Source organism: Salinispora goodfellowii (assembly GCF_059570675.1).
In genome coordinates, this window is sequence record NZ_JCANTD010000012.1 from 115,308 (window position 1) to 134,908 (window position 19,601).

Annotated in this window: 12 protein-coding genes and 1 pseudogene; 7 read left to right on the top strand and 6 right to left on the bottom strand. The window is 70.3% G+C overall.

The genetic code is table 11. From position 1 onward, the window contains the following. Positions 1–115 precede the first annotated feature (115 nt). The 4 genes from T398_RS14390 to T398_RS14405 all read left to right on the top strand — a co-directional run bounded on the left by T398_RS14390 (position 116) and on the right by T398_RS14405 (position 5,037). Positions 116–3,007: a vitamin B12-dependent ribonucleotide reductase gene (locus tag T398_RS14390; RefSeq protein WP_496447368.1), complete on the top strand. Its 2,892-nt coding sequence runs from the start codon at positions 116–118 to the stop codon at positions 3,005–3,007. A 165-nt stretch (positions 3,008–3,172) separates the two neighbouring features. Then, complete coding sequence (locus T398_RS14395) at positions 3,173–3,727, top strand: hypothetical protein (RefSeq protein ID WP_496447369.1); 555 nt, start codon at positions 3,173–3,175, stop codon at positions 3,725–3,727. Between the two features lie 85 nt (positions 3,728–3,812). Then, entirely contained in the window at positions 3,813–4,748 is a 936-nt protein-coding gene (locus T398_RS14400) for a DUF2332 family protein (RefSeq protein WP_496447371.1), read from the top strand. A gap of 49 nt (positions 4,749–4,797) precedes the next feature. Further along, positions 4,798–5,037: a DUF5522 domain-containing protein gene (locus T398_RS14405; RefSeq protein ID WP_496447373.1), complete on the top strand. Its 240-nt coding sequence runs from the start codon at positions 4,798–4,800 to the stop codon at positions 5,035–5,037. Between the two features lie 67 nt (positions 5,038–5,104). On the opposite strand, the gene T398_RS14410 is transcribed toward T398_RS14405, so the two are convergent. After that, positions 5,105–5,803 (bottom strand): iron-dependent transcriptional repressor DtxR, encoded by a 699-nt coding sequence (locus T398_RS14410; protein WP_496447375.1) that lies wholly within the window; start codon positions 5,801–5,803, stop codon positions 5,105–5,107. A 170-nt stretch (positions 5,804–5,973) separates the two neighbouring features. Continuing rightward, positions 5,974–6,123, bottom strand: a pseudogene (locus T398_RS14415) (LysR family transcriptional regulator); the annotation flags it as partial. 40 nt (positions 6,124–6,163) lie between these two features. Here T398_RS14415 and T398_RS14420 point away from each other — a divergent pair. The 3 genes from T398_RS14420 (at position 6,164) to T398_RS14430 (ending at position 11,059) form a co-directional block, all read left to right on the top strand. Beyond that, positions 6,164–7,030: a sulfurtransferase gene (locus tag T398_RS14420; protein ID WP_496447377.1), complete on the top strand. Its 867-nt coding sequence runs from the start codon at positions 6,164–6,166 to the stop codon at positions 7,028–7,030. A 145-nt stretch (positions 7,031–7,175) separates the two neighbouring features. Beyond that, the gene (locus T398_RS14425) at positions 7,176–8,357 is read left to right on the top strand and encodes an acetoin utilization protein AcuC (protein WP_496447378.1); all 1,182 of its coding nucleotides are present in this window, start codon (positions 7,176–7,178) and stop codon (positions 8,355–8,357) included. Between the two features lie 29 nt (positions 8,358–8,386). Further along, the gene (locus tag T398_RS14430) at positions 8,387–11,059 is read left to right on the top strand and encodes a bifunctional acetate--CoA ligase family protein/GNAT family N-acetyltransferase (protein ID WP_496447396.1); all 2,673 of its coding nucleotides are present in this window, start codon (positions 8,387–8,389) and stop codon (positions 11,057–11,059) included. Positions 11,060–11,114: 55 nt separating this feature from the next. Here T398_RS14430 and sigB read toward each other — a convergent pair whose 3' ends face one another. From sigB to T398_RS14450, 4 genes are all read right to left on the bottom strand, one after another. Beyond that, a complete protein-coding gene (gene sigB, locus T398_RS14435) occupies positions 11,115–12,113 on the bottom strand; it encodes an RNA polymerase sigma factor SigB (protein ID WP_496447380.1) in 999 nt (332 codons plus the stop codon). A gap of 136 nt (positions 12,114–12,249) precedes the next feature. Beyond that, positions 12,250–13,224: a transcriptional regulator TrmB gene (locus T398_RS14440; protein ID WP_496447382.1), complete on the bottom strand. Its 975-nt coding sequence runs from the start codon at positions 13,222–13,224 to the stop codon at positions 12,250–12,252. A gap of 137 nt (positions 13,225–13,361) precedes the next feature. Next, complete coding sequence (locus tag T398_RS14445; RefSeq protein ID WP_496447383.1) at positions 13,362–17,069, bottom strand: S8 family peptidase; 3,708 nt, start codon at positions 17,067–17,069, stop codon at positions 13,362–13,364. A 221-nt stretch (positions 17,070–17,290) separates the two neighbouring features. Continuing rightward, on the bottom strand, positions 17,291–19,601 hold a 2,311-nt coding region (locus T398_RS14450; protein ID WP_496447384.1), incomplete at its 5' end, for a PA domain-containing protein.

A 19,601-nucleotide genomic window follows, 5' to 3' on the forward strand; every position in this document is an offset into this window, starting at 1 on the left:
TTGACGGTCGGGCCGCGGGTGGGGCCGCGGACCGGTTTGACGGTAGGGCCGCGGGTGAGACGCGGACGGGTTAGACGGTAGGGCCGCGCGTGGGGCGCGGACGAGGGGCGATGAGATGCCGGGGGACGGTGTGACAACGAGCAAGTCACGGAGCAAGGCGGCAGCGGGTCTGAAGGTCGAGCGGGTGTGGACCACCGAGGGGATCCACCCGTATGACGAGGTGACCTGGGAGCGTCGGGACGTCGTGATGACGAACTGGCGGGACGGCTCGATCAACTTCGAGCAGCGCGGCGTGGAGTTCCCACAGGAGTGGAGCGTCAACGCGGCCAACATCGTGACCACCAAGTACTTCCGGGGTGCGGTGGGTACCCCGGAGCGGGAGTGGTCGCTTCGGCAGCTGATCGACCGGGTGGTGGCCACCTACCGCACCGCCGGGGAGGAGTACGGCTACTTCGCCACCCCGGCCGACGCCGAGATTTTCGCCCACGAGCTGACCTGGATGCTGCTGCACCAGGTGTTCAGCTTCAACTCGCCGGTCTGGTTCAACGTCGGCACCTCCTCGCCGCAGCAGGTCAGCGCGTGCTTCATCCTCGCCGTTGACGACTCGATGGACTCCATCCTGGACTGGTACAAGGAGGAGGGGCTGATCTTCAAGGGCGGCTCCGGCTCCGGGGTCAACCTCTCCCGGATCCGCTCCTCGAAGGAGTTGCTCTCCTCCGGCGGCACCGCCTCCGGCCCGGTCAGCTTCATGCGCGGTGCCGACGCGTCCGCTGGCACCATCAAGTCCGGCGGCGCGACCCGGCGGGCGGCCAAGATGGTCATCCTCGACGTCGACCACCCGGACATCGAGGAGTTCGTGGTCACCAAGGCGCGCGAGGAGGACAAGGTCCGCGCGCTGCGCGACGCCGGTTTCGACATGGACCTGGGCGGCGCGGACATCGTCAGCGTGCAGTACCAGAACGCCAACAACTCGGTCCGGGTCAGCGACGAGTTCATGACGGCGGTGCAGGACGGCGGCACCTTCGACCTGCATGGCCGGCTCGACGGCACGGTGATCGACACGATCGACGCGAAGCCGCTGTTCCGGACCATCGCGCAGGCGGCCTGGGAGTGCGCCGACCCCGGTCTCCAGTACGACGACACCATCAACGACTGGCACACCTGCCCGGATACCGGGCGGATCACCGCGTCGAACCCCTGCTCGGAGTACCTGCACCTGGACAACTCCTCGTGCAACCTGGCCTCGCTCAACCTGATGCGGTTCCTCCGCGCCGACGGCGGCTTCGAGGTGGAGAAGTTCGTCCGTTCGGTCGAGCTGGTCATCACCGCGATGGACATCTCGATCTGCTTCGCCGACTTCCCCACCGAGAAGATCGGCGAGACCACCCGGGCGTACCGGCAGCTCGGCATCGGGTACGCCAACCTCGGTGCGCTGCTGATGGCCTCCGGACTGCCGTACGGCTCGGACCAGGGTCGTACGCTGGCCGCGGCGATCACCTCGCTGATGACCGGCACCGCGTACCGGCGCTCCGCCGAGCTGGCCGGCATCGTCGGCGCGTACGACGGCTACGCCCGCAACGCCGAACCGCACAAGCGGGTCATGCGCAAGCACGCCGCCGCGAACGACGAGATCAAGCCCAGCGGTGCCGTCGCCACGGCGGTGCAGCGGGAGGCGACCCGGCAGTGGACGCTCGGCAACAAGGTCGGCGACCGGAACGGCTGGCGTAACTCGCAGGCCAGTGTCCTGGCGCCCACCGGCACCATCGGCCTGATGATGGACTGCGACACCACCGGCGTCGAGCCGGACCTGGCGTTGGTCAAGTTCAAGAAGCTGGTCGGTGGCGGCTCGATGCAGATCGTCAACCAGACCGTGCCGCGCGCCCTGCGCAGCCTCGGCTACCCGGAGGAGCAGGTCGAGGCGATCGTCGAGCACATCGCCGAGCACGGTCACGTGGTGGACGCCCCGGGGCTCAAGCCGGAGCACTACCCGGTCTTCGACTGCGCGATGGGCGAGCGTTCCATCGCCCCGATGGGCCATGTGCGGATGATGGCGGCCGTCCAGCCGTTCATCTCCGGCGCCATCTCCAAGACGGTCAACATGCCGGAGCAGGCCACCGTCGAGGACGTCGAGAAGATCTATTTCGAGGGCTGGCGACTCGGCCTCAAGGCGCTGGCGATCTACCGCGACAACTGCAAGGTCGGCCAGCCGCTCTCGGTGGCGAAGAAGGAGAAGGCCACCGTCCCCGCCCCGGTGCCGGCGGCGCCGGCCGCGGTCGAGAAGGTCGTGGAGAAGGTCATCGAGTACCGGCCGGTGCGCAAGCGGCTGCCGAAGAAGCGCCCGTCGGAGACGATCTCCTTCTCGGTCGGCGGCGCGGAGGGCTACCTCACCTCGTCCTCCTACCCGGATGACGGCCTCGGCGAGGTCTTCCTCAAGATGTCGAAGCAGGGCTCGACCCTGGCCGGCGTGATGGACGCCTTCTCGGTGGCCATCTCCATCGGTCTGCAGCACGGTGTTCCGCTGGAGACGTACGTCAGCAAGTTCACCAACATGCGCTTCGAGCCCGCCGGTATGACCGACGACCCGGACGTGCGGATGGCGGCCTCGGTGATGGACTACATCTTCCGTCGCCTGGCCCTGGACTTCCTGCCGTACGAGCGCCGCGCGGAGCTGGGCATCTTCACCGCCAAGGAGCGGGCTGCCCAGCTCGCGGCCGAGGCGGAGGTGGAGGCGAACACGGCGGACCTCACCGCGATGGCCGCCTCCGCCCCGGTCGAGACCCGGCCGGAGGAGCCGAAGGTCGGCCCGGTCGCCCAGCCGGCCCAGGAACTGGCCGACGTCGCGGCGGCGCAGCCGGCGCCGTCGGTGGGGTCGAGCACCGAGCTGCTGGAAGCGGTGATCGGTAAGGCTGCCGACGCGCCGCTCTGCTTCACCTGCGGTACGAAGATGCGCCCGGCCGGCAGCTGCTACGTCTGCGAGGGCTGCGGCTCCACCAGCGGTTGTAGCTGACGTACGCGGCCGGTAGCGGCCCGAGTCGCCCCCGGGCCGCAGCGCGTGCGGCCCGGGGGCTGGCCGGTGGTCCGGAGGGAGGGGAGCCCGCTCGCGCCCGGCTCCCCTTCCTCCTCTCCCCTGCCGCGCTGGCCCAACCCGGCGACCCGCGGTTACGCTGCGGCGATGACGGTCAGCGAGCAGGCGGAGCAGCTCGTGGCATCGCTGGCGGATCGGCTCGATGCGCTCAGCTTCACCGACCTGACCACCGCCCAGGTCACCGCCCGGCTGATCGACGAGGTGGCCGGCTGGGCGGGGAACCAGGGCTGGCGGGTCTACCGACGGGCACCAAGTGTCTTGCCGTTGCCACCGCCGATGTCCGCGCGGCAGTCGGTGCTCGACGTGGCCTGCGCCCGGCCGGACGGGCCGCCGATCGTCGTCGAGGTCGACCATGGCACCCGCCGTCGCACCTGGGCGAAGCTGCTCGCCGAGGCGGATGCGGGGCGCATCCCGCTCTGGGTGCGCTGGGGGTCCGGCCGGCTCGTCGCACCGCCGCCGCCGATCCTCATGGTGACCTGTGCGGTGACCGGGCGCGCTGCCCCAACCGGCAGCGGCCGGACGCACAGCCGTTCGCCTCGGGACAGCAAGCCGCCGCCCGCGCACTCCGTGGTGCGGGCCGGGGAGGTGGTCGCCCTCGAACTGCCGCTGGCCCCTCCGGAGACACCCGCCGCCCGCGGATGACGGTGCGGCGGTGGCGCCCCGGGGCACGCCGCCCGGCGTCCGCCGTGGCGCCCCAGACAGTCCACTGTAATGCGACTATGTGGGCATGACGGCAGCCGATACCTATCGCACCTTCGCCACCCGGGAAGCGTGTGGCGTGTCACCGGCGTACGAGCGGTTGGCCCTGGCGGTGTCCGGTGCCGCCGAACTACTCGCGTTGATCGAGCGGCTTCCGCCGGCCAAGCGGCAACCGAATCTGCTCTTCGGCGTGGTTCGGCTGCTCGGTGGCCCGGTCGAGGACCCGGCGGCCTTCCACGCCTACGTCCTGGCGCACTGGCCGGTGATCGAGGTGGAGATCCAGCGTAGGGCGACCCAGACGAACGAGGCGGGGCGGTGCGCCGTCCTGCTGCCGCTGCTCGCCGCGCTACCCCAACCACTCGCACTGTTGGAGGTCGGCGCGTCGGCGGGGCTCTGCCTCTACCCCGACCGGTACGCGTACCGCTACGACCGTCAGCTCCTGGGTGACGGCCGCCCGGTCCTCGACTGCACGCTCACCGGCACCCTGCCGCCGAGCCGAGTACCCACCGTGGTGTGGCGGGCCGGGCTGGACCTCAATCCGCTGGACGTGACCGACGCGGACGATCTCGCCTGGCTGGACGCTCTCATCTGGCCGGAGCATGCCCACCGGCGGGCGCGGCTGCGGGCGGCGGCGAACCTGGTCGCGGCCGATCCACCGCTGCTCGTCCGCGGCGACCTGGTGGATGATCTGCCGGCGGTGGCCGCACTGGCCCCACCTGAGGCGACCCTGGTGGTGTTCCACACCACCGTCCTGTACCAGGTGCCGCAGCGCCGCCGCACCGCCTTCGTCGATCTGGTTCGTGGGCTGCCCGGCGCCTGGATCGCCGCGGAGTCTCCGCGAACGCTGTCCTACGACGGACTGCCTGACCCACCCGGTGCTGGCTTCAACAACGTGCTCGCGCTCGACGGCAAGCCACTGGCCTGGGCCCAGGCGCACGGGCAGGCCGCAGCCTGGTTCGGTTAGCCACCCGGCCCGCGCGGGGTCCCGACCGCCAGGTCCTACACTGCCCGGCGTGGGTGGGGAGCGAAAACCGTTGGCGAACCGGCCGTTGACCGAGCCGCACCCGTCCCGGTTGCCGCCCGAGGACCCGCAACGTGAGCGGATCTGCGCCGCCCACGCCGCTGCCCTGGCGGCCGGTGCGGCGGGCTACCCCGACCCGGCCACCGGTCTGTTCGTGCTCACCGCCGGCTTTCTCGCCCGCCGTGGCACCTGCTGCGGTCGCGGCTGCCGCCACTGCCCGTACCTCGACTGAACCCTCAGCCGGGTCGGTGCGGCGCGTGGCTGCCGAAGTCGCGTCAGCCGGCGGCGACGAAGAGGCGTCAGCCGGCGGCGACGAAGACCCGGGAGGCCACCTCGCGGGGAAGGCGGACGCGGTCGCCGTAGCGGTCGATCGACACGCCGTCCCGCTCCTGGGCGACCGTCACCGTGGCGCCTGGGTCAACCCCGGCGGCGTGCAACTGGCGCAACACGTCCGAGTTGCTCTGTAGGCTCTCGCAGATCCGCCGGACCACGACCGTGCCGGATAGGCCGGGGAACGCCAGGTTGCGCTCCCCCTCGGCGGGCTCCGCGGCGGAGGGGCCCGCCGAGCCCAGCGCCTCCAGCCCGGGGATCGGGTTGCCGTACGGCGATCGGGTCGGGCGGTTGAGTAGGTCGTAGACCCGCTGCTCAACGGCGTCGCTCATGACGTGCTCCCACCGGCAGGCCTCCTCGTGGGCCTCCTCGTAGGGCATGCCGATCACGTTGACCAGCAGGAGCTCGGCCAGCCGGTGCTTGCGCATCACGGAAACCGCCGCGTCCCGGCCGGTGTCGGTGAGCGTGAGGTGGCGGTCGCCCTCGACGGTGAGCAGACCGTCCCGCTCCATCCGGGCAACGGTCTGGCTGACCGTGGGACCGCTCTGGCGCAGCCGCTCGGCGATGCGGGCACGCAGCGGCGGCACACCCTCCTCCTCGAGCTCGAGGATGGTCCGTAGGTACATCTCGGTCGTGTCGACCAGTGAGTGCGCGATGATCTCAATCACCCGTTTACGAGAAACAAATCGGATGGCAAGTGTCTCACGCACGACCCCCACTCATCCACGTGACCCGCTGCCGCAGGTTGTGGTTGACCATGGCGGTCACCGACTACGTCTGGGGTTTCGCGGTCAGTAGGCCTTCGGATTCGGCGTGAGACACGTCGATGCTACCTGCGCCGACGGCGCCGGTCGCTGAGGCCGGACCCGTCGGCGTGAGCTGGGCGACAGAGAGTCACGTTGGGGATTCCCGCCGCTGCGGCGCCGGAGGTGAAGCTGCCGTGGCCACTGACGGCAACGAAGGCCCGGCAGGCGGCCACCACATCCACCCGCCGATTCTACGTGAGCGGATGGTGTTGACTGGGCGTCATGTCCGGTACCGAGAACCTGCTGGTCGAGGCCGACCAGCTCGCCGCCGAGATGCACGGTGACGACCCGCCGACCCTGCTCGACGTCCGCTGGCGCCTGACCGGCCCGCCCGGGCGCGACGACTACGCCGCCGGGCACCTGCCCGGTGCGGTCTTCGTCGACCTGGACACCGAACTCTGCGGCCCACCCGGCGCTGCCGGCCGGCATCCGTTGCCCGACCCCGCCGCGCTCCAGGCCGTGCTGCGGGCCGCCGGGGTCCGGGCCGGGCACCCGGTCGTGGTCTACGACGGTGGGGACGGCATGTCCGCTGCCCGCGCCTGGTGGACGCTGCGCTGGGCCGGCCACCGGCCGGTACGCCTGCTGCACGGCGGCCATCCCACCTGGGTGGCGGCGGGGCTGCCCACCTCCACCGAGGTGCCCACCCCGCGCTCCGGCGACGTTGCGGTGCGCCCTGGTGCCCTGCCGGTGCTGGTCGCGGCCGAGGCTGCCCGGCTGGCCGCGGCCGAGGCGGGGACCCTGGTTGACGTTCGCGCCGCACCGCGCTATCGGGGGGAGACCGAGCCGGTCGATCCGGTTGCCGGGCATGTGCCGGGTGCGGTCAACCTGCCGGCACCGGAGTACGTGACCGAGGGCCGCTTCCCCGCGGTCGACGTGCTGCGGGAGCGGTTCGCCGGCATCGGGGTGTCCGCCGCCGAGCCGGTCGGAGTCTACTGTGGTTCCGGCGTGACCGCGGCGCAGGCCGTTCTCGCCCTGCACCTGGCCGGTCGCCCGGACGTCGCCCTCTACGTCGGGTCCTGGAGTAACTGGGTCGCCGACCCGTCTCGCCCCGTCGCGGTCGGGCAGGAACCCGGGACCAACCCGGCCTGATCCGGGGTTTCCAAGGGCCGGCGCGGCGACCCAGGCCGCGGTTGGCCGCTCACTTTTCCGGCTACTGGCTGCCCACGCCGCGACACCGGCGGCGTGGGCAGCGCGTGCGACGGGCCGGCGGAGTCCTCGTGCGACGATAGGCCCCATGTCGGACGACACAGTGGTGGTGTGGGACGAGGCACTGCTCTCCTACGACCTCGGCGACCACCCCCTCGACCCGGTACGGGTCGAACTGACCGTCGCCCTCGCCCGAGAGCTGGGTGTGCTCGGGCGTCCCGGGGTGCGGCTGGTCGAGCCGAAGCCCGCCGACGACGAGCTGCTGACCCGGGTGCACGACCCGGCCTACCTGGAAGCCGTGCGAGCTGCCCCGCAGGATCCGCTCGGCACCGGGTTCGGGCTGGGTACCCCGGACAATCCGGTCTTCGCGCAGATGCACGAGGCCAGCGCGTTGGTCACCGGGGCCACCGTCGCGGCAGCCGAGGCGGTCTGGCGGGGCACGGCACGTCGGGCGGTCAACGTGGCGGGCGGGCTGCACCACGCGATGCCCGACCGGGCCGCCGGCTTCTGCGTCTACAACGATCCCGCCGTGGCCATCGCCCACCTGCTCGAACTGGGCGCGCGAAGGGTCGCTTACGTCGATGTGGACGTGCACCACGGCGACGGGGTGCAACAGGTCTTCTGGGACGACCCCCGGGTGCTCACGGTGAGCCTGCACGAGACGCCGCTCGCGCTCTTCCCCGGCACCGGGTTTCCCGACGAGACCGGCGGTGCGCCGGCCCAGGGAACCGCGGTCAACGTGCCGCTGCCACCGGGGGTGGAGGACGCCGGCTGGCAGCGGGCGTTCCACGCGATCGTGCCGTCGGTGCTGCGCGCGTTCCAACCGGAGATCCTGGTCACCCAGTGTGGCGCGGACGCGCACCGGCTCGACCCCCTGGCTGACCTGCGCCTGTCGGTGGACGGGCAGCGTGCCACCTACCTCGCTTTGCGGGCGCTCGCCGACGAGCTCTGCGCGGGCCGCTGGGTCGCCACCGGCGGCGGGGGGTACGCGTTGGTCGAGGTCGTGCCCCGGGCCTGGACCCACCTGCTCGCGGTGGCCACCGGTGAACCGCTCGCGCCGGCCACGCTCTGTCCGCCCGCCTGGCGTGAGCTCGCGCAGGTCCGCCGTCCGGGGCAGGAGGTGCCGTTGCGGATGACCGACGACGTCAACCCGTCGTACGAGTCGTGGCAGCCCTCCGGGGAGCCGAACTCGGTGGACCGGGCCATCGTGGCCGCCCGCAAGGCGGTGTTCCCGCTGCTCGGGCTCGACCCGTACGACCCGCGCGACTAGGGCCCGTGTCGAGTCACCCGCCGGTCGCGCTGGCCTTCGACGACCCCGGACCGAACGCGGCCGGGAGGAAGGACGCTCGTGTGACCACAGGTGAACAGCCAGTGGACGTGTTGCTCAGCGACGGCACCACCGTCCAGTTGCGGCCGATCCGGCCAGCGGACGCACCGGGCATCGTCGCCATGCACTCGCGGTTCTCCGAGCGCACCCGCTATCTGCGCTACTTCTCGCCGTACCCCCGGATTCCCGAGCGCGACCTGCGGCGGTTCGTCAACGTCGACCACCAGGACCGGGAGGCGTTCGTCGTGCTGGCCAGCGACCAGATCGTCGCGGTCGGCCGGTACGAGCGGCTGGGTCCGGCCGCCACCGAAGCCGAGGTCGCCTTCGTGGTCGAAGACGCATACCAGGGCCGGGGCATCGGATCGGTGCTGTTGGAGCACCTCGCCGACGCGGCCCGGCGGGTCGGCATCCCGACCTTCGTGGCGGAGGTGCTGCCGGCCAACAACGCGATGCTCCGGGTCTTCGCCGACTTCGGCTATCAGGTGCGGCGTCAGTTCGCCGATGGTGTCGTGCACCTGAGCTTCCCGATCGCGCCGACCGAGGCGACCCTTGAGGTGCAGCGGGGCCGCGAGCACCGCACCGAGGCCCGGTCGGTCGCCCGGCTGCTCGCGCCCCGGGGAATTGCCTGCTACGGGGCCAGCGCCACCGGGCAGGGGGTCGGGGCGGCGGTCCTCGGGCACCTGCGCGACTACGGGTTCACCGGTGCGGTGGTGCCGGTGCATCCGAGCGCGCGGATGGTGGCCGGGCTGCCCGCGTACCCGTCGGCCGTCGAGGCGGGCCGGCCGATCGACCTGGCGGTGGTGGCGGTGCCGCCGGCGGCGGTGGAGACGGTCGTCGCCGATGCGGCCGCCGCTGGAGCGCACGGCCTGGTCGTGATCAGCGCGGGTTTCGCCGAGGCCGGTGCGGACGGCGCGGTCGCCCAGCGCCGGCTGGTTCGGGCGGCGCACGCGGCGGGCATGCGGATCATCGGCCCGAATTGCTTGGGGATGGCGAACACCAGCACCGAGGTACGCCTGAACGCCACGCTGGCCCCGCGGTTGCCGGTCCCCGGTCGGGTCGGTCTGTTCAGCCAGTCCGGTGCGTTCGGGGTGGCGCTGCTGGCCGAGGTGGAGCGGCGGGGACTGGGGCTGTCCAGCTTCGTGTCGGCCGGGAACCGGGCCGACGTCTCCGGTAACGACCTGTTGCAGTACTGGCAGGACGACCCGAACACCGATGTGATTCTGCTGTATCTGGAGACCTTCGGTAATCCCCGCAAGTTCGCCCGACTGGCTCGGGGCATCGGGCGGGAGAAGCCGATCGTCGCGCTGGCGCCGTCGGCCCACGCATCCGGTCCTGGCGCGTCGGCGGGTTCGGATGAGGTAGTGGCCGGTTTGGGCGCAGCGGGTCCCGGTGCGGTCGGCCCCGCGGCGACGGGTCCGGACGACGCCGCGGTCAGCGCTCTCTTCGCCCAGTCCGGGGTGATTCGGGTGAGCACCGTAGCCGAACTGCTCGATGTCGGCGTGCTGCTGGCCAACCAGCCGCTGCCTGCCGGCGACCGGGTGGGGATCGTCGGTAACTCCTCGGCGTTGACCGGGTTAGCCGCCTCCGCCGCCACCGCGGTGGGGCTCGCCGTCGCCGACGGCTACCCCCGCGATGTCGAGCCGGACGCCGGGGCGGCCGACTTCACCACCGCCCTCGACGCCGCCGTGGCCGACGACGGGGTGGACGCGCTGGTGGCGGTCTTCGCCCCGCCGCTGCCGGGTCAGCTGTCCGACGCCGAGACCGACTTCACCGCGGCGCTGCCCACGGTGCTTGCCGGCGGTAAGCCCACCGTGGCGACGTTCCTGGCCGGACGCGTCCCCGGCGGGGTGCCCGCGTACCCGAGCGTGGAGGAGGCGGTGCGTGCCCTGGGGCAGGTGACGGCGTACGCCGGGTGGCTGCGTCGCCCCACCGGCACACACCCGGAACTGTTGGACGTGGACCGGGACGCGGCCCAGGCGGCACTGCGGCCGGAGGCGCTCGACCCGGCCGGGCTGCTCGCCGCGTACGGGATCAACGTGGTCGAGTCGGTGCTGGTGGCGTCGGAGCAGGAGGCCGTCGCGGCGGCGCGAAAGCTGGGCTACCCGGTGGCGATAAAGGCCGCCGCCCCCGGTCTGCGGCACCGGCTGGACCTTGGCGCGGTCCGCCTTGACCTGCCCGACAAGGCGCGGGTACGACGCGCGTACGCCAAGATGGCGGCGGAGTTCGGGGCGGATGTCCTGGTCCAGCCGATGGTTCCGCCCGGCGTGGCCTGCGTGGTGGAGCTGGTGGAGGACCCGGCGTTCGGGCCGGTGGTGGGCTTCGGCGTGGGGGGTGTCGCCACCGAGTTGCTCGGCGACCGGGCCTGGCGGGCGGTGCCGCTGACCGACCGCGACGCCGCGGAGCTGGTGGACGAGCCCCGCGCGGCTCCACTGCTGCGCGGTCATCGTGGGGCGGCGCCGGTGGACCGGAAGGCCCTGGCCGAGTTGCTGCTGCGGGTCGGGCGGCTCGCTGACGAGCAGCCGCGGGCCCGCACCCTGACGCTGAACCCGGTGCTGGCCCGGCCGGACGGCCTGTCGGTGCTGCACGCCACCGTACGGCTCGGTTCCGCTACCGCCCGCCCCGACACCGGCCCCCGCCGGCTGTGACGCGCCTCCGTGCGGCTTGGCCTTGAGCAGCCGGGGCAGAACCTCGACGTGCGGGTCAGCAGGCGTACGCCTCCAGGCGCTGTGCCCGCTCCGGGGCGCGCAGCTTGTGCAGGGTCCCCTTCTCGATCTGGCGGATCCGCTCGCGGGAGAGGCCGAATTCCCGACCGACCTCGTCCAGGGTGCGCTGCCGTCCGTCGTCCAGCCCGAACCGGAGCCGGATCACCGCCTGCTCCCGCTGGGAGAGGGTGGCGAGCACACCGCGCATCTCCTGGCGCAACTGGCCACAGCTGACGGTGCCGGCGGCCCCGGCCGTCGGGTCGACCGCGGCGACGAAGTCGCCGAGCGGGCTCTCGCCGTCGTCGCCGACCGTCTGGTCCAGGCTCACCGGCTCCCGGTCGTAGGAGATCAGCTCGATCACCTCGATCTCCGGGATGTCCAACGCCCGCGCCACCTCCGCGACCGCGGGCTCGCGGCCCAACGCGACCGACAGCTCGCGCCGGGTCCGTACCATGCGGTTGACCTGCTCGACCATGTGTACCGGGATGCGGATGGTGCGGGCCTGGTCGGCCATGGCGCGGGTGATGGCCTGGCGGATCCACCAGGTGGCGTAGGTGGAGAACTTGTAGCCCTTGGTGTAGTCGAACTTCTCGACGGCGCGGATCAGGCCGAGGTTGCCCTCCTGGATCAGGTCGAGGAAAGCCATCCCACGGCCGGTGTAGCGCTTGGCGATGCTGACAACCAGGCGGAGGTTCGCCTCCAGCAGATGGTCCTTCGCCGCGCGCCCCTCGGCGGCGACGAGCTCCAGGTCGGCGCGGAGTGCGACGGAGACCGGTGTGCAGGTGGCCAGCTTGGTGGCGGCGAAGAGCCCGGCCTCGATCCGGCGGGACAGTTCGACCTCCTGGGCGGCGGTCAGCAGTTTCGTCCGGCCGATGCCTTGGAGGTAGGCCCGGACCAGATCGGTGGAGACACCGCGCTCGTCAGTGGCATCCAGATCGGTGAGGGTGTCGGCGCCACTGGCGGGGCGCATCCCGTGATCCATCATCTGCAGAGCCATCTTTCGTCTCTCCCCGTATCCACGTCGGTGCCGTGAGCCGGCGTGGTTCCGCCGGTTGACAGTCAGCTTGGTGCGTGGGGCGTGAAACGGGAGTGAGGCGCGATCCCCGACGGGACCGGATCCGGAGTGCTCGTGGTCACACCCAGCCTTGTCGGGCCGCGTACCAACCGAGCTGCATCCGGGACGCCGCCCCGGCCAGGTCCATCAGGTGGCGCAGCCGCCGTTGCAGGGTGCGCAGCGACAGGCCGAGCTGACTGGCCACGACCGCGTCGGTGAGCCCGGCCAGAAGCAGGGTCAGGATCTGGCGGTCCAGGTCCGTCGGGGTGTCGGCGCCGCCGTCCTCGCTCAACGTGGTCGCCGCCGACAGGGTCAGCGGGTGGGCGTCTCGCCACACGGCCTCGAACAGCGCGTCCATCGCGGCCAGCAGTCCGGTGCGATGCAGCAGCACCGCACCGGGCTCGCCCTCGGTGGTGGCCGTCAACGGGACCAGCGCCAGCGCGGCGTCAGCGATGATCAACTTGATCGGTAGTGCCTTCGTCACCCGGATCTGTACACCGTCGCGGAGGGACTCCAGGGCTTCCGCGACCACGCCGGGCTCTGCCAGCGCCGGGCGGTCGATCACCACCCGGAACCGTACGCCCTGTCGTGCTGCCACCGACTCCACGGTGTTGGCGCCCGGTGGTACCGCGACGAAGGGAGGGGTGACGAAGCTGCGAACCTCCCGCCGGGCGGCGTGTTGCACCTGGGCGAACCGGTGACGGATGGCGTCAACCCCGGTGATCACCTCGATCAATTCGCCGAGGGAGCGTTCCGCGCTCGCCCCACGGTACTCCTCGGCGAGCGTGACGAGAGCCAACTCCGCGGCGCGCAGCGCGGACTGCTGCTCGCCGATCAGCGCCCCGAGCGCGACCGCGGGCGGTGCCACCGAGAACGTCTCCTCCGATGCCTGCTTGGTCAGGCCGCGGTCGGTGAGGCGGGACAGCGCCGCCGCCACGCCCGAGACGGGCATCCGCAGGGCGTTGGCCAGCTCGACCGGCCCGGCCTGACCCTGCCGGACCAGCAGGCGGTAGATCGCCTCGTCGTCGGGGCTGAATCCCAACACGCCCAGCATGAGTGGCTTCCTCCCTCGGCCCGCTGCGGCATGGCGGGCATGGGGCCACCCGGATGCACCTGGAACGGTCGTCCGCGCTGGGTAGGGCCCCGGCGGGGTCCCCGGACGATACCGGTCCGGGGGCCCCACCGGCCACTTCATCGCAAGCCGTAGGCGCGGATGAGTTCCTGCCGGATGGCGAAGCCGGCGTCGGTTTCGGCGGCGGCGCGGACGGAGATGAAGCCGTCGGGTTGCTTCGGCAACTTCAGCTTTCCGGTGTGGCGGCCGCCGTCACCCTGGTTGAGGGTGACGGGTTGCCAGGTGGTGCCGTCGTCGTAGGAGACCTCGAGCTCCACCGCGGTGATGGTGCCGGTACCGGTAGTGCCGGGTCGAGGTCCGGCGATGATGCTGATTTCTTGCTGGGTGCCGGCCTTGACGTCGCCGCGGAGGTCGGTGTCCAGCTCGTAGTCGAGTTGCAGCAGCGGGATGGGGACCGGGTCGGTGGGGGGAGCCGAGTTGGTGCTGGAGATGAAGTCCCACTCGGTGTGGGTGCGGGTGGAGAGTCGCCACTCGTCGGCCGGGCGGGACGCGTCCACCACCAGCCGGTAGGGCAGCGTGCCGCCCGGCACCCTCCGCAAACTCAGGGAGGCGTAGCGGGCGTCCTCGTACAGAAGGGTGTCGCCCTGGTAGAGCTTCAGATGCGTTCCCGTCGCGCCGAACGGGTAGAAACCGCCGTGCTCAAGCACGGAGCCCGACGGGCTCCACGTCTGCACCTCGAAGGAGACGGTGTCACCGGCGCGATTGTTCTGCGGACTACCGTCGGTCCGACTGAAGGCGGGTCGGACGGCGGGTGCGAACCAGTCCAGGCTGGTGGTCGTGCCCTTGTCATACGAGTTGCGGTGGGAAGCGTCGGTCCACAAGCGTTGCTTGTGGGTCTCGTGCCACTCGATCCCTGGGGTGACCCACTCCGTGCGGGTACCGGGGTACCACTCCGGCTCGGGGTACCCGAAAGAGACGGCGAAGGTCAGGTCATAGCGGTAGCCGTAACCTTCGGTGTCCTGGACGGCGTGGTAGCGGTTGTCGATTTGGGCCAGGTCGTGGTGGCTGGGGTGGTAGGTGAGGGGTTGGTCCGGCACCTGTTCCCGCCAGACCTGGGCCAGGTCGTAGGTGCTGTCGGGGTATTTCTCCTGGTTGACCTTCAGCGGCGGCATGCCGTGTTTGGCGAGTTTGATCAGAAGGTTTCCGATGTCGCGGTGGAGGCTGGCGACGGGAATGGGCGCTTTAACGGGGACAGGTGATTCGCCGACCCATTCGTAGAGGATTCCGGGGTTGTCGTTGACGATCAGGAGTAGTTCGGCTCCGGCGGCTGCCGCGGCGGCGGCTTGGTCGGCGGGGCTGATGTCGTCGTTGCGGGTGACGACGGCGATTTTGCCGTCGGCGTCGAGGTCGGTGTAGTCCTCGGGGGTGCCGTTGCCGGCGTGGATGGGGTGGAGCCACTGTTTGCCGGTGGTGATGGTGCTGCCGGGTTGGACTGCGGCGTCGATGGGGAGCAGGCCGAGGGCGCGCAGGCTCAGGACCGGCTCAGCCTTGCGCCACCGCACACCCATGTCGAAAGAGCTTTGGCTGCCCTTCTCGGTCGGCAGGACGTACAGGTCGTCGTACCGAGGCGGGACCTCGTAGCCGTAGTGGAAGGTTCTGTATTCGGGGTGTTCGACAGTGAAGTTGAGTTTGCGCTGTCGGTCTTCCGTGACGTGTGGTGTCGTGGTGTCGAGGAGTCGGGCCTGGCTGGCGTCCAGGGTTACCTCGGTTGGTCCGTCGAGCACCGTCTCGGGGGCGACCAGCAGGGCTAGGCCCAGCGAGTCACTCCGCTCTCCGGCGACCTCCAGATTGGTGTAAATGGTGTAGAACCCCGGCGGAAGACGTAGCGTTCTTTCGCCGTCCACATCGGTGTATCCGGGGAATGGATAGTCTGTTGTCTTCACATAAACGCGTGCGCTGGTGGGTTCGCCGTCGCGGTCGCGCAGTTTGATGGTGAGGTCGTAGCGTTCGTCTTCTTTGATGAGGCCGAGGGCGGTGCGGGTGATTGTTTCGCCGGTGGTGGGGTTGGTGCCGATGAGGTAGCCGGTGTGTTGGCCGATGTCGGCTACCTGTGGGTCGCCGGTGACGGGGACGTCGATCTGGCCTTCGGCGGGCACGGTGATGGTGGTTGTGTCGAGGGTGAACGCGTCGTTGCCGGTGGCAGTCAGGTCCAGGGTGACGGGGGTGGTGCTGGTGTTGGTGAAGGTGACTGGTTCGGTGACGGGGGTGTCGGTGGGTTGGTGTGGCCAGTCGAAGTAGCCGAAGTAGGTGGAGCCGGTGGCTCGTACGGTGGTGTTGATTGCGGCTGCCACGTCGAGTCGGCCGGTGCCGACCTGGTATGCGGTGTAGCTGTCGGCTAGACCCTCGGTGCTGCTCATGAGGGCGGTTTTGAGTTGTTGGCCGGTCCAGGTGGGGTGTTGTTGGGCGAGGACGGCGGCTGCTCCGGCGACGTGTGGGGCGGCCATGGAGGTGCCGCTCTTGTCTACGTACATGCCGTCGCCGGGGCTGTGTTGGGAGCGGGCGGCGTTGATGGCGACGCCGGGGGCGGTGAGGTCGGGCTTGAGCGCCCCGGTGCCGGCCAGTGGTCCGACGCTGGAGAACCCGGCGAGTTGGTCCTGTTTGTCGACGGCGCCGACGGTGAGGGCGCTGGCTGCCGTGCCGGGCGAGCCGATGGTCGCTCCGCTGTTGCCGGCGGCGATGACGAAGAGGGTGTCGTGCTGTTCGGAGAGGGTGTCCACGGCGAGGGTCATCGGGTCGAGTCCGTCGACTGGGCCCCCGCCGAGGCTCATGTTGATGATGTCGGCGCCGGATTCGGCGGCCCACTGCATGCCGGCGATGATCCAGGAGTCCTGACCGATGCCCCCATTGTTGAGGACTTTGCCGATGAGCAGGTCGGCTTCGGGGGCGACGCCGGTGTTGTCGCCGTTGGAGGCGGCGCCGGTGCCGGCGACGGTGGAGGCGACGTGGGTGCCGTGTCCGTGTAGGTCGGTGGCGTCCTCGTCGGGGACGAAGCTGACCCCGTCCTGGATCTGATCAGTCAGGTCGGGGTGGGTGGGGTCGATGCCGGTGTCGAGGACGGCGACGGTGACGCCGTCGCCGTCGTAGCCGGCGTCCCAGGCTTCGGGGGCGCCGATCTGGGGGACGCTGTCGGCGAGGGTGGCGGCTACCTGGCCGTCGAGCCAGAGCTTGGTAACGCCGGTGCTTTCGTGGTTCGCCTCGGTGGTGAGGGTGGTCCAGAGGGTGCGGGTGTCTTCCTTGTCGGTGGTGAGGGCGTGGCCGTTGATGGCGGGTAGATCGTGGACGATTTTCGTGCCGTGGACGGCGGTGGTGGTGCGGGCCGACGCTTCGGGGTAGGTGGCGATCAGCGGCAGTTCGCTCGTGTCAGCGTCGCCGTAGCCCATCTCGATGAGGTCGGTGACGTTGAACAGTCGTTGGTCGAGTCGGTCGTCGGCGAGTAGGGGTTCGGCTTCGTCGGGGATGACGTGGAGGTCGTCGCCGTGTTGTTGGACGGTGAAGCCGCCGGTGGCGTCGTCGGGCTGGTCGACTTCGGTGATGGTGTTGCCGTCGGCGAGGGTGCGGACGGTGACGACGTCGCCGGTGACCAGGGTGACGGTATGTGCGCCGGCGGTTGTGCCGGTGGCGGGTGTGGTTGTCGGGGGTGGGCCGGCGGTCGCGGCGGCGGGATTGACCGCGGCGGCGGAGGCCGCGATCATCCCGGCTGCCACGACGGCGGCGGTCAGCCGCCGCCGTGACCCGCCCGCGGTGAAGGGTCCTGGATACGAAGACATAGGCTCGGTTCTACCTATTTTGGTCGATCGAATGAACCTTTGGTGACGGGCGGGTAGCCGCCACGGCGCTACTTCGCCACCGCGTGACGGTGACTCCACTACTCGGCGTCTCGACCTGGCGGCGGGACGAGGGCCGCTCCGCCACGTACCGCATGGTCTGGTGTAGACCCGGCGGGCTCCCCGGAGCGTTGGCGGTCCGGGGACCCCGCCGTTGGCGGTGGTCAGCGTAGGCCGTAGGCGCGGATGAGTTCTTGGTGGATGGCGAAGCCGGTGTCGGTTTCGGCGGCGGCGCGGACGGAGATGAAGCCGTCGGGTTGCTTCGGTAGCTTCAGGGTTCCGGTGTGGCGGTCGCCGTCACCCTGGGTGAGCTTGACGGGCTTCCAGGTGGTGCCGTCGTCGTAGGAGACCTCAAGCTCCACCGCGGTGATGGTGCCGGTGCCGGAGCCGCCGGGCTGTGGCCGGGCGGTGATGCTGATTTCTTGTCTGGTGCCGGCCTCGACGTCGCCACGCAGGTCGGTGTCCAGCTCGTAGTCGAGTTGCAGCAGGGTAAGCGGTTCCGGGGCGTTGCGGTCAGCATCGTTGGTGCTGGAGATGAAGTCCCACTCGGTGTGGGTGCGGGTCGACAGCCCCCACTCCTCTGCTGAGCGGGACGCGTCCAACACCAGTCGGTACGGCAGCGTGCCGGCCGGCACCTCCTTGTCCTGCAGGTCGGCACTCCTGGGGTTCTCGTGCAGCAGGGTCTCGCCCTGGTAGAGGGCGATACTTGTCGGCACCGAGCCGAAGGAGTGCCGTCCGATGTAGTCAAGTTCGGTGCCCGACGGGCTCCAGGGCTGCGGGTAGAGAGTCATCCGGTTCTGGTATCGGCGGTTCTGGATGGAGGAGCGCTGGTTGAAGGCCGGCCGGATGGCGGGGGCGAACCAGTCCAGTCGAGTGGTCGTGCCCTTGGTGTAGGTGTGTGCGTCCGCCTCGACTCTCCAATCGTGCTGTTTGTGGCTCTCGGCCCAGGGGATGTTTGGGGTGACCCATTCGGTACGGGTACCGGGGTGTGACTCTGGCTCGTCAATCCCGACCTGGAGGCCGAGGGTCAGGTCAGCGCGGTTTCCCGTACCAATGGTGTCCTGGACGGCGTGGTAGCGGGCGTCGATTCGGGCCAGGTCGCTGTGCCTCGGGTGGTAGGTGAGGGGCTGGTCGGGCACCTGTTCGCGCCAGAGCTGGACCAGGTCGTAGATGGTGTCGGGGTACTGCTCCTGGCTGACTTTCAGCGGCGGCGTTCCGTGTTTGGCGAGTTTGATCAAAATGTTGCCGATGTCGCGGTGGACGCTGGCGACGGGGATGGGGGAGCTGCCGACGTATTCGTCGAGGATTCCAGGTTTGTCGTTGACGACCAGGAGGAGTGCGGCTCCGGCGGCGGCCGCGGCGGCGGCCCGGTCGCTGGGGCTGATGTCGTCGCTGCGGGTGACGACGGCGATTGTGCCGTCGGCGTCGAGGTCGGTGTAGTCGTCGGGGGTGCCGTTGCCGGCGTAGACGGGGCGGAGCCACTGTTTACCGGTGGTGATGGTGCTGCCACGTTGGATCATGGCGTCGATGGGGAGCAGGCCGAAGGCGCGCAGGCTCAGGACCGGTGCACCTTTGCGCCACTTCGCTGCCATAGCGAAAGAGCTCTCGGTGCTCTTCCCGGTCGGCAGGACGTACAGGTCGTCGTACGTGTCCGGGATGTTGTAGGTGTAGCCGAAGAGGCTGCCTTCGGGGTAGTCGACGACGTATTCGAGTTTGCGCTGTCGGTTTTCGGTGCGTTGGGGGGTGGTGGTGTCGAGGAGTCGGGCCTGGGAGGCGTCCAGCGTTACCTCGGTTGGTTTGTCCAGCACCGTCTCTGGGGCGACCAGCAGGGCGAAGCCGAGGGAGTCAGCCCGTTCACCCGGGATCTCGGCCTTCGTCTCCAGCGTGTAGGCCCCCGGTGGCAGGCGCAGCGTCCGTTCACCATCGACCGGGATGTACCGGGGGAGCCATTCGTCGGATTTCCGTAGCATGACGAATTCCTGGGTGGGGTCGCCGTTGCGGTCGCGGAGTTTGATGGTGAGGTCGTGTCGTTCGTCTTCTTTGAGGAGGGCGAGGGCGGTGCGGGTGACGGTTTTACCGGTGGTGGGGTTGGTGCCGATGAGGTAGCCGGTGTGTTCGCCGGTGGTGTCTCCGCGTGGGTCGCCGGTGACGGGGACGTCGATCTGGCCTTCGGCGGGGATGGTGATGGTGGTGGTGTCGTTGAGGGTGAATGCGTTGTTGCCGGTGGTGGTGAGGTTGAGGGTGACGGGGGTGGTGCTGGTGTTGGTGAGGGTGACTGGTTTGGTGACGGGGGTGTCGGTGGGTTGGTGTGGCCAGTCGAAGTAGCCGAAGTAGGCGGAGCCGGTGGCTCGTACGGTGGTGTTGACCGCTGCTGCCACGTCGAGTCGGCCGGTGCCGACCTGGTATGCGGTGTAGGTGTCGCTCAGGGCTTCGGTGCTGCTCATGAGGGCGTTTTTGAGTTGGGTGTTGGTCCAG

Coding starts and splice junctions, on each gene's coding strand:
- T398_RS14390 (WP_496447368.1), top strand. CDS start 116: ATGCCGGGGGACGGTGTGACAACGAGCAAGTCACGGAGCAAGGCGGCA.
- T398_RS14395 (WP_496447369.1), top strand. CDS start 3,173: ATGACGGTCAGCGAGCAGGCGGAGCAGCTCGTGGCATCGCTGGCGGAT.
- T398_RS14400 (WP_496447371.1), top strand. CDS start 3,813: ATGACGGCAGCCGATACCTATCGCACCTTCGCCACCCGGGAAGCGTGT.
- T398_RS14420 (WP_496447377.1), top strand. CDS start 6,164: ATGTCCGGTACCGAGAACCTGCTGGTCGAGGCCGACCAGCTCGCCGCC.
- T398_RS14425 (WP_496447378.1), top strand. CDS start 7,176: ATGTCGGACGACACAGTGGTGGTGTGGGACGAGGCACTGCTCTCCTAC.
- sigB (WP_496447380.1), bottom strand. CDS start 12,113: ATGGCTCTGCAGATGATGGATCACGGGATGCGCCCCGCCAGTGGCGCC.
- T398_RS14440 (WP_496447382.1), bottom strand. CDS start 13,224: ATGCTGGGCGTGTTGGGATTCAGCCCCGACGACGAGGCGATCTACCGC.
- T398_RS14445 (WP_496447383.1), bottom strand. CDS start 17,069: ATGTCTTCGTATCCAGGACCCTTCACCGCGGGCGGGTCACGGCGGCGG.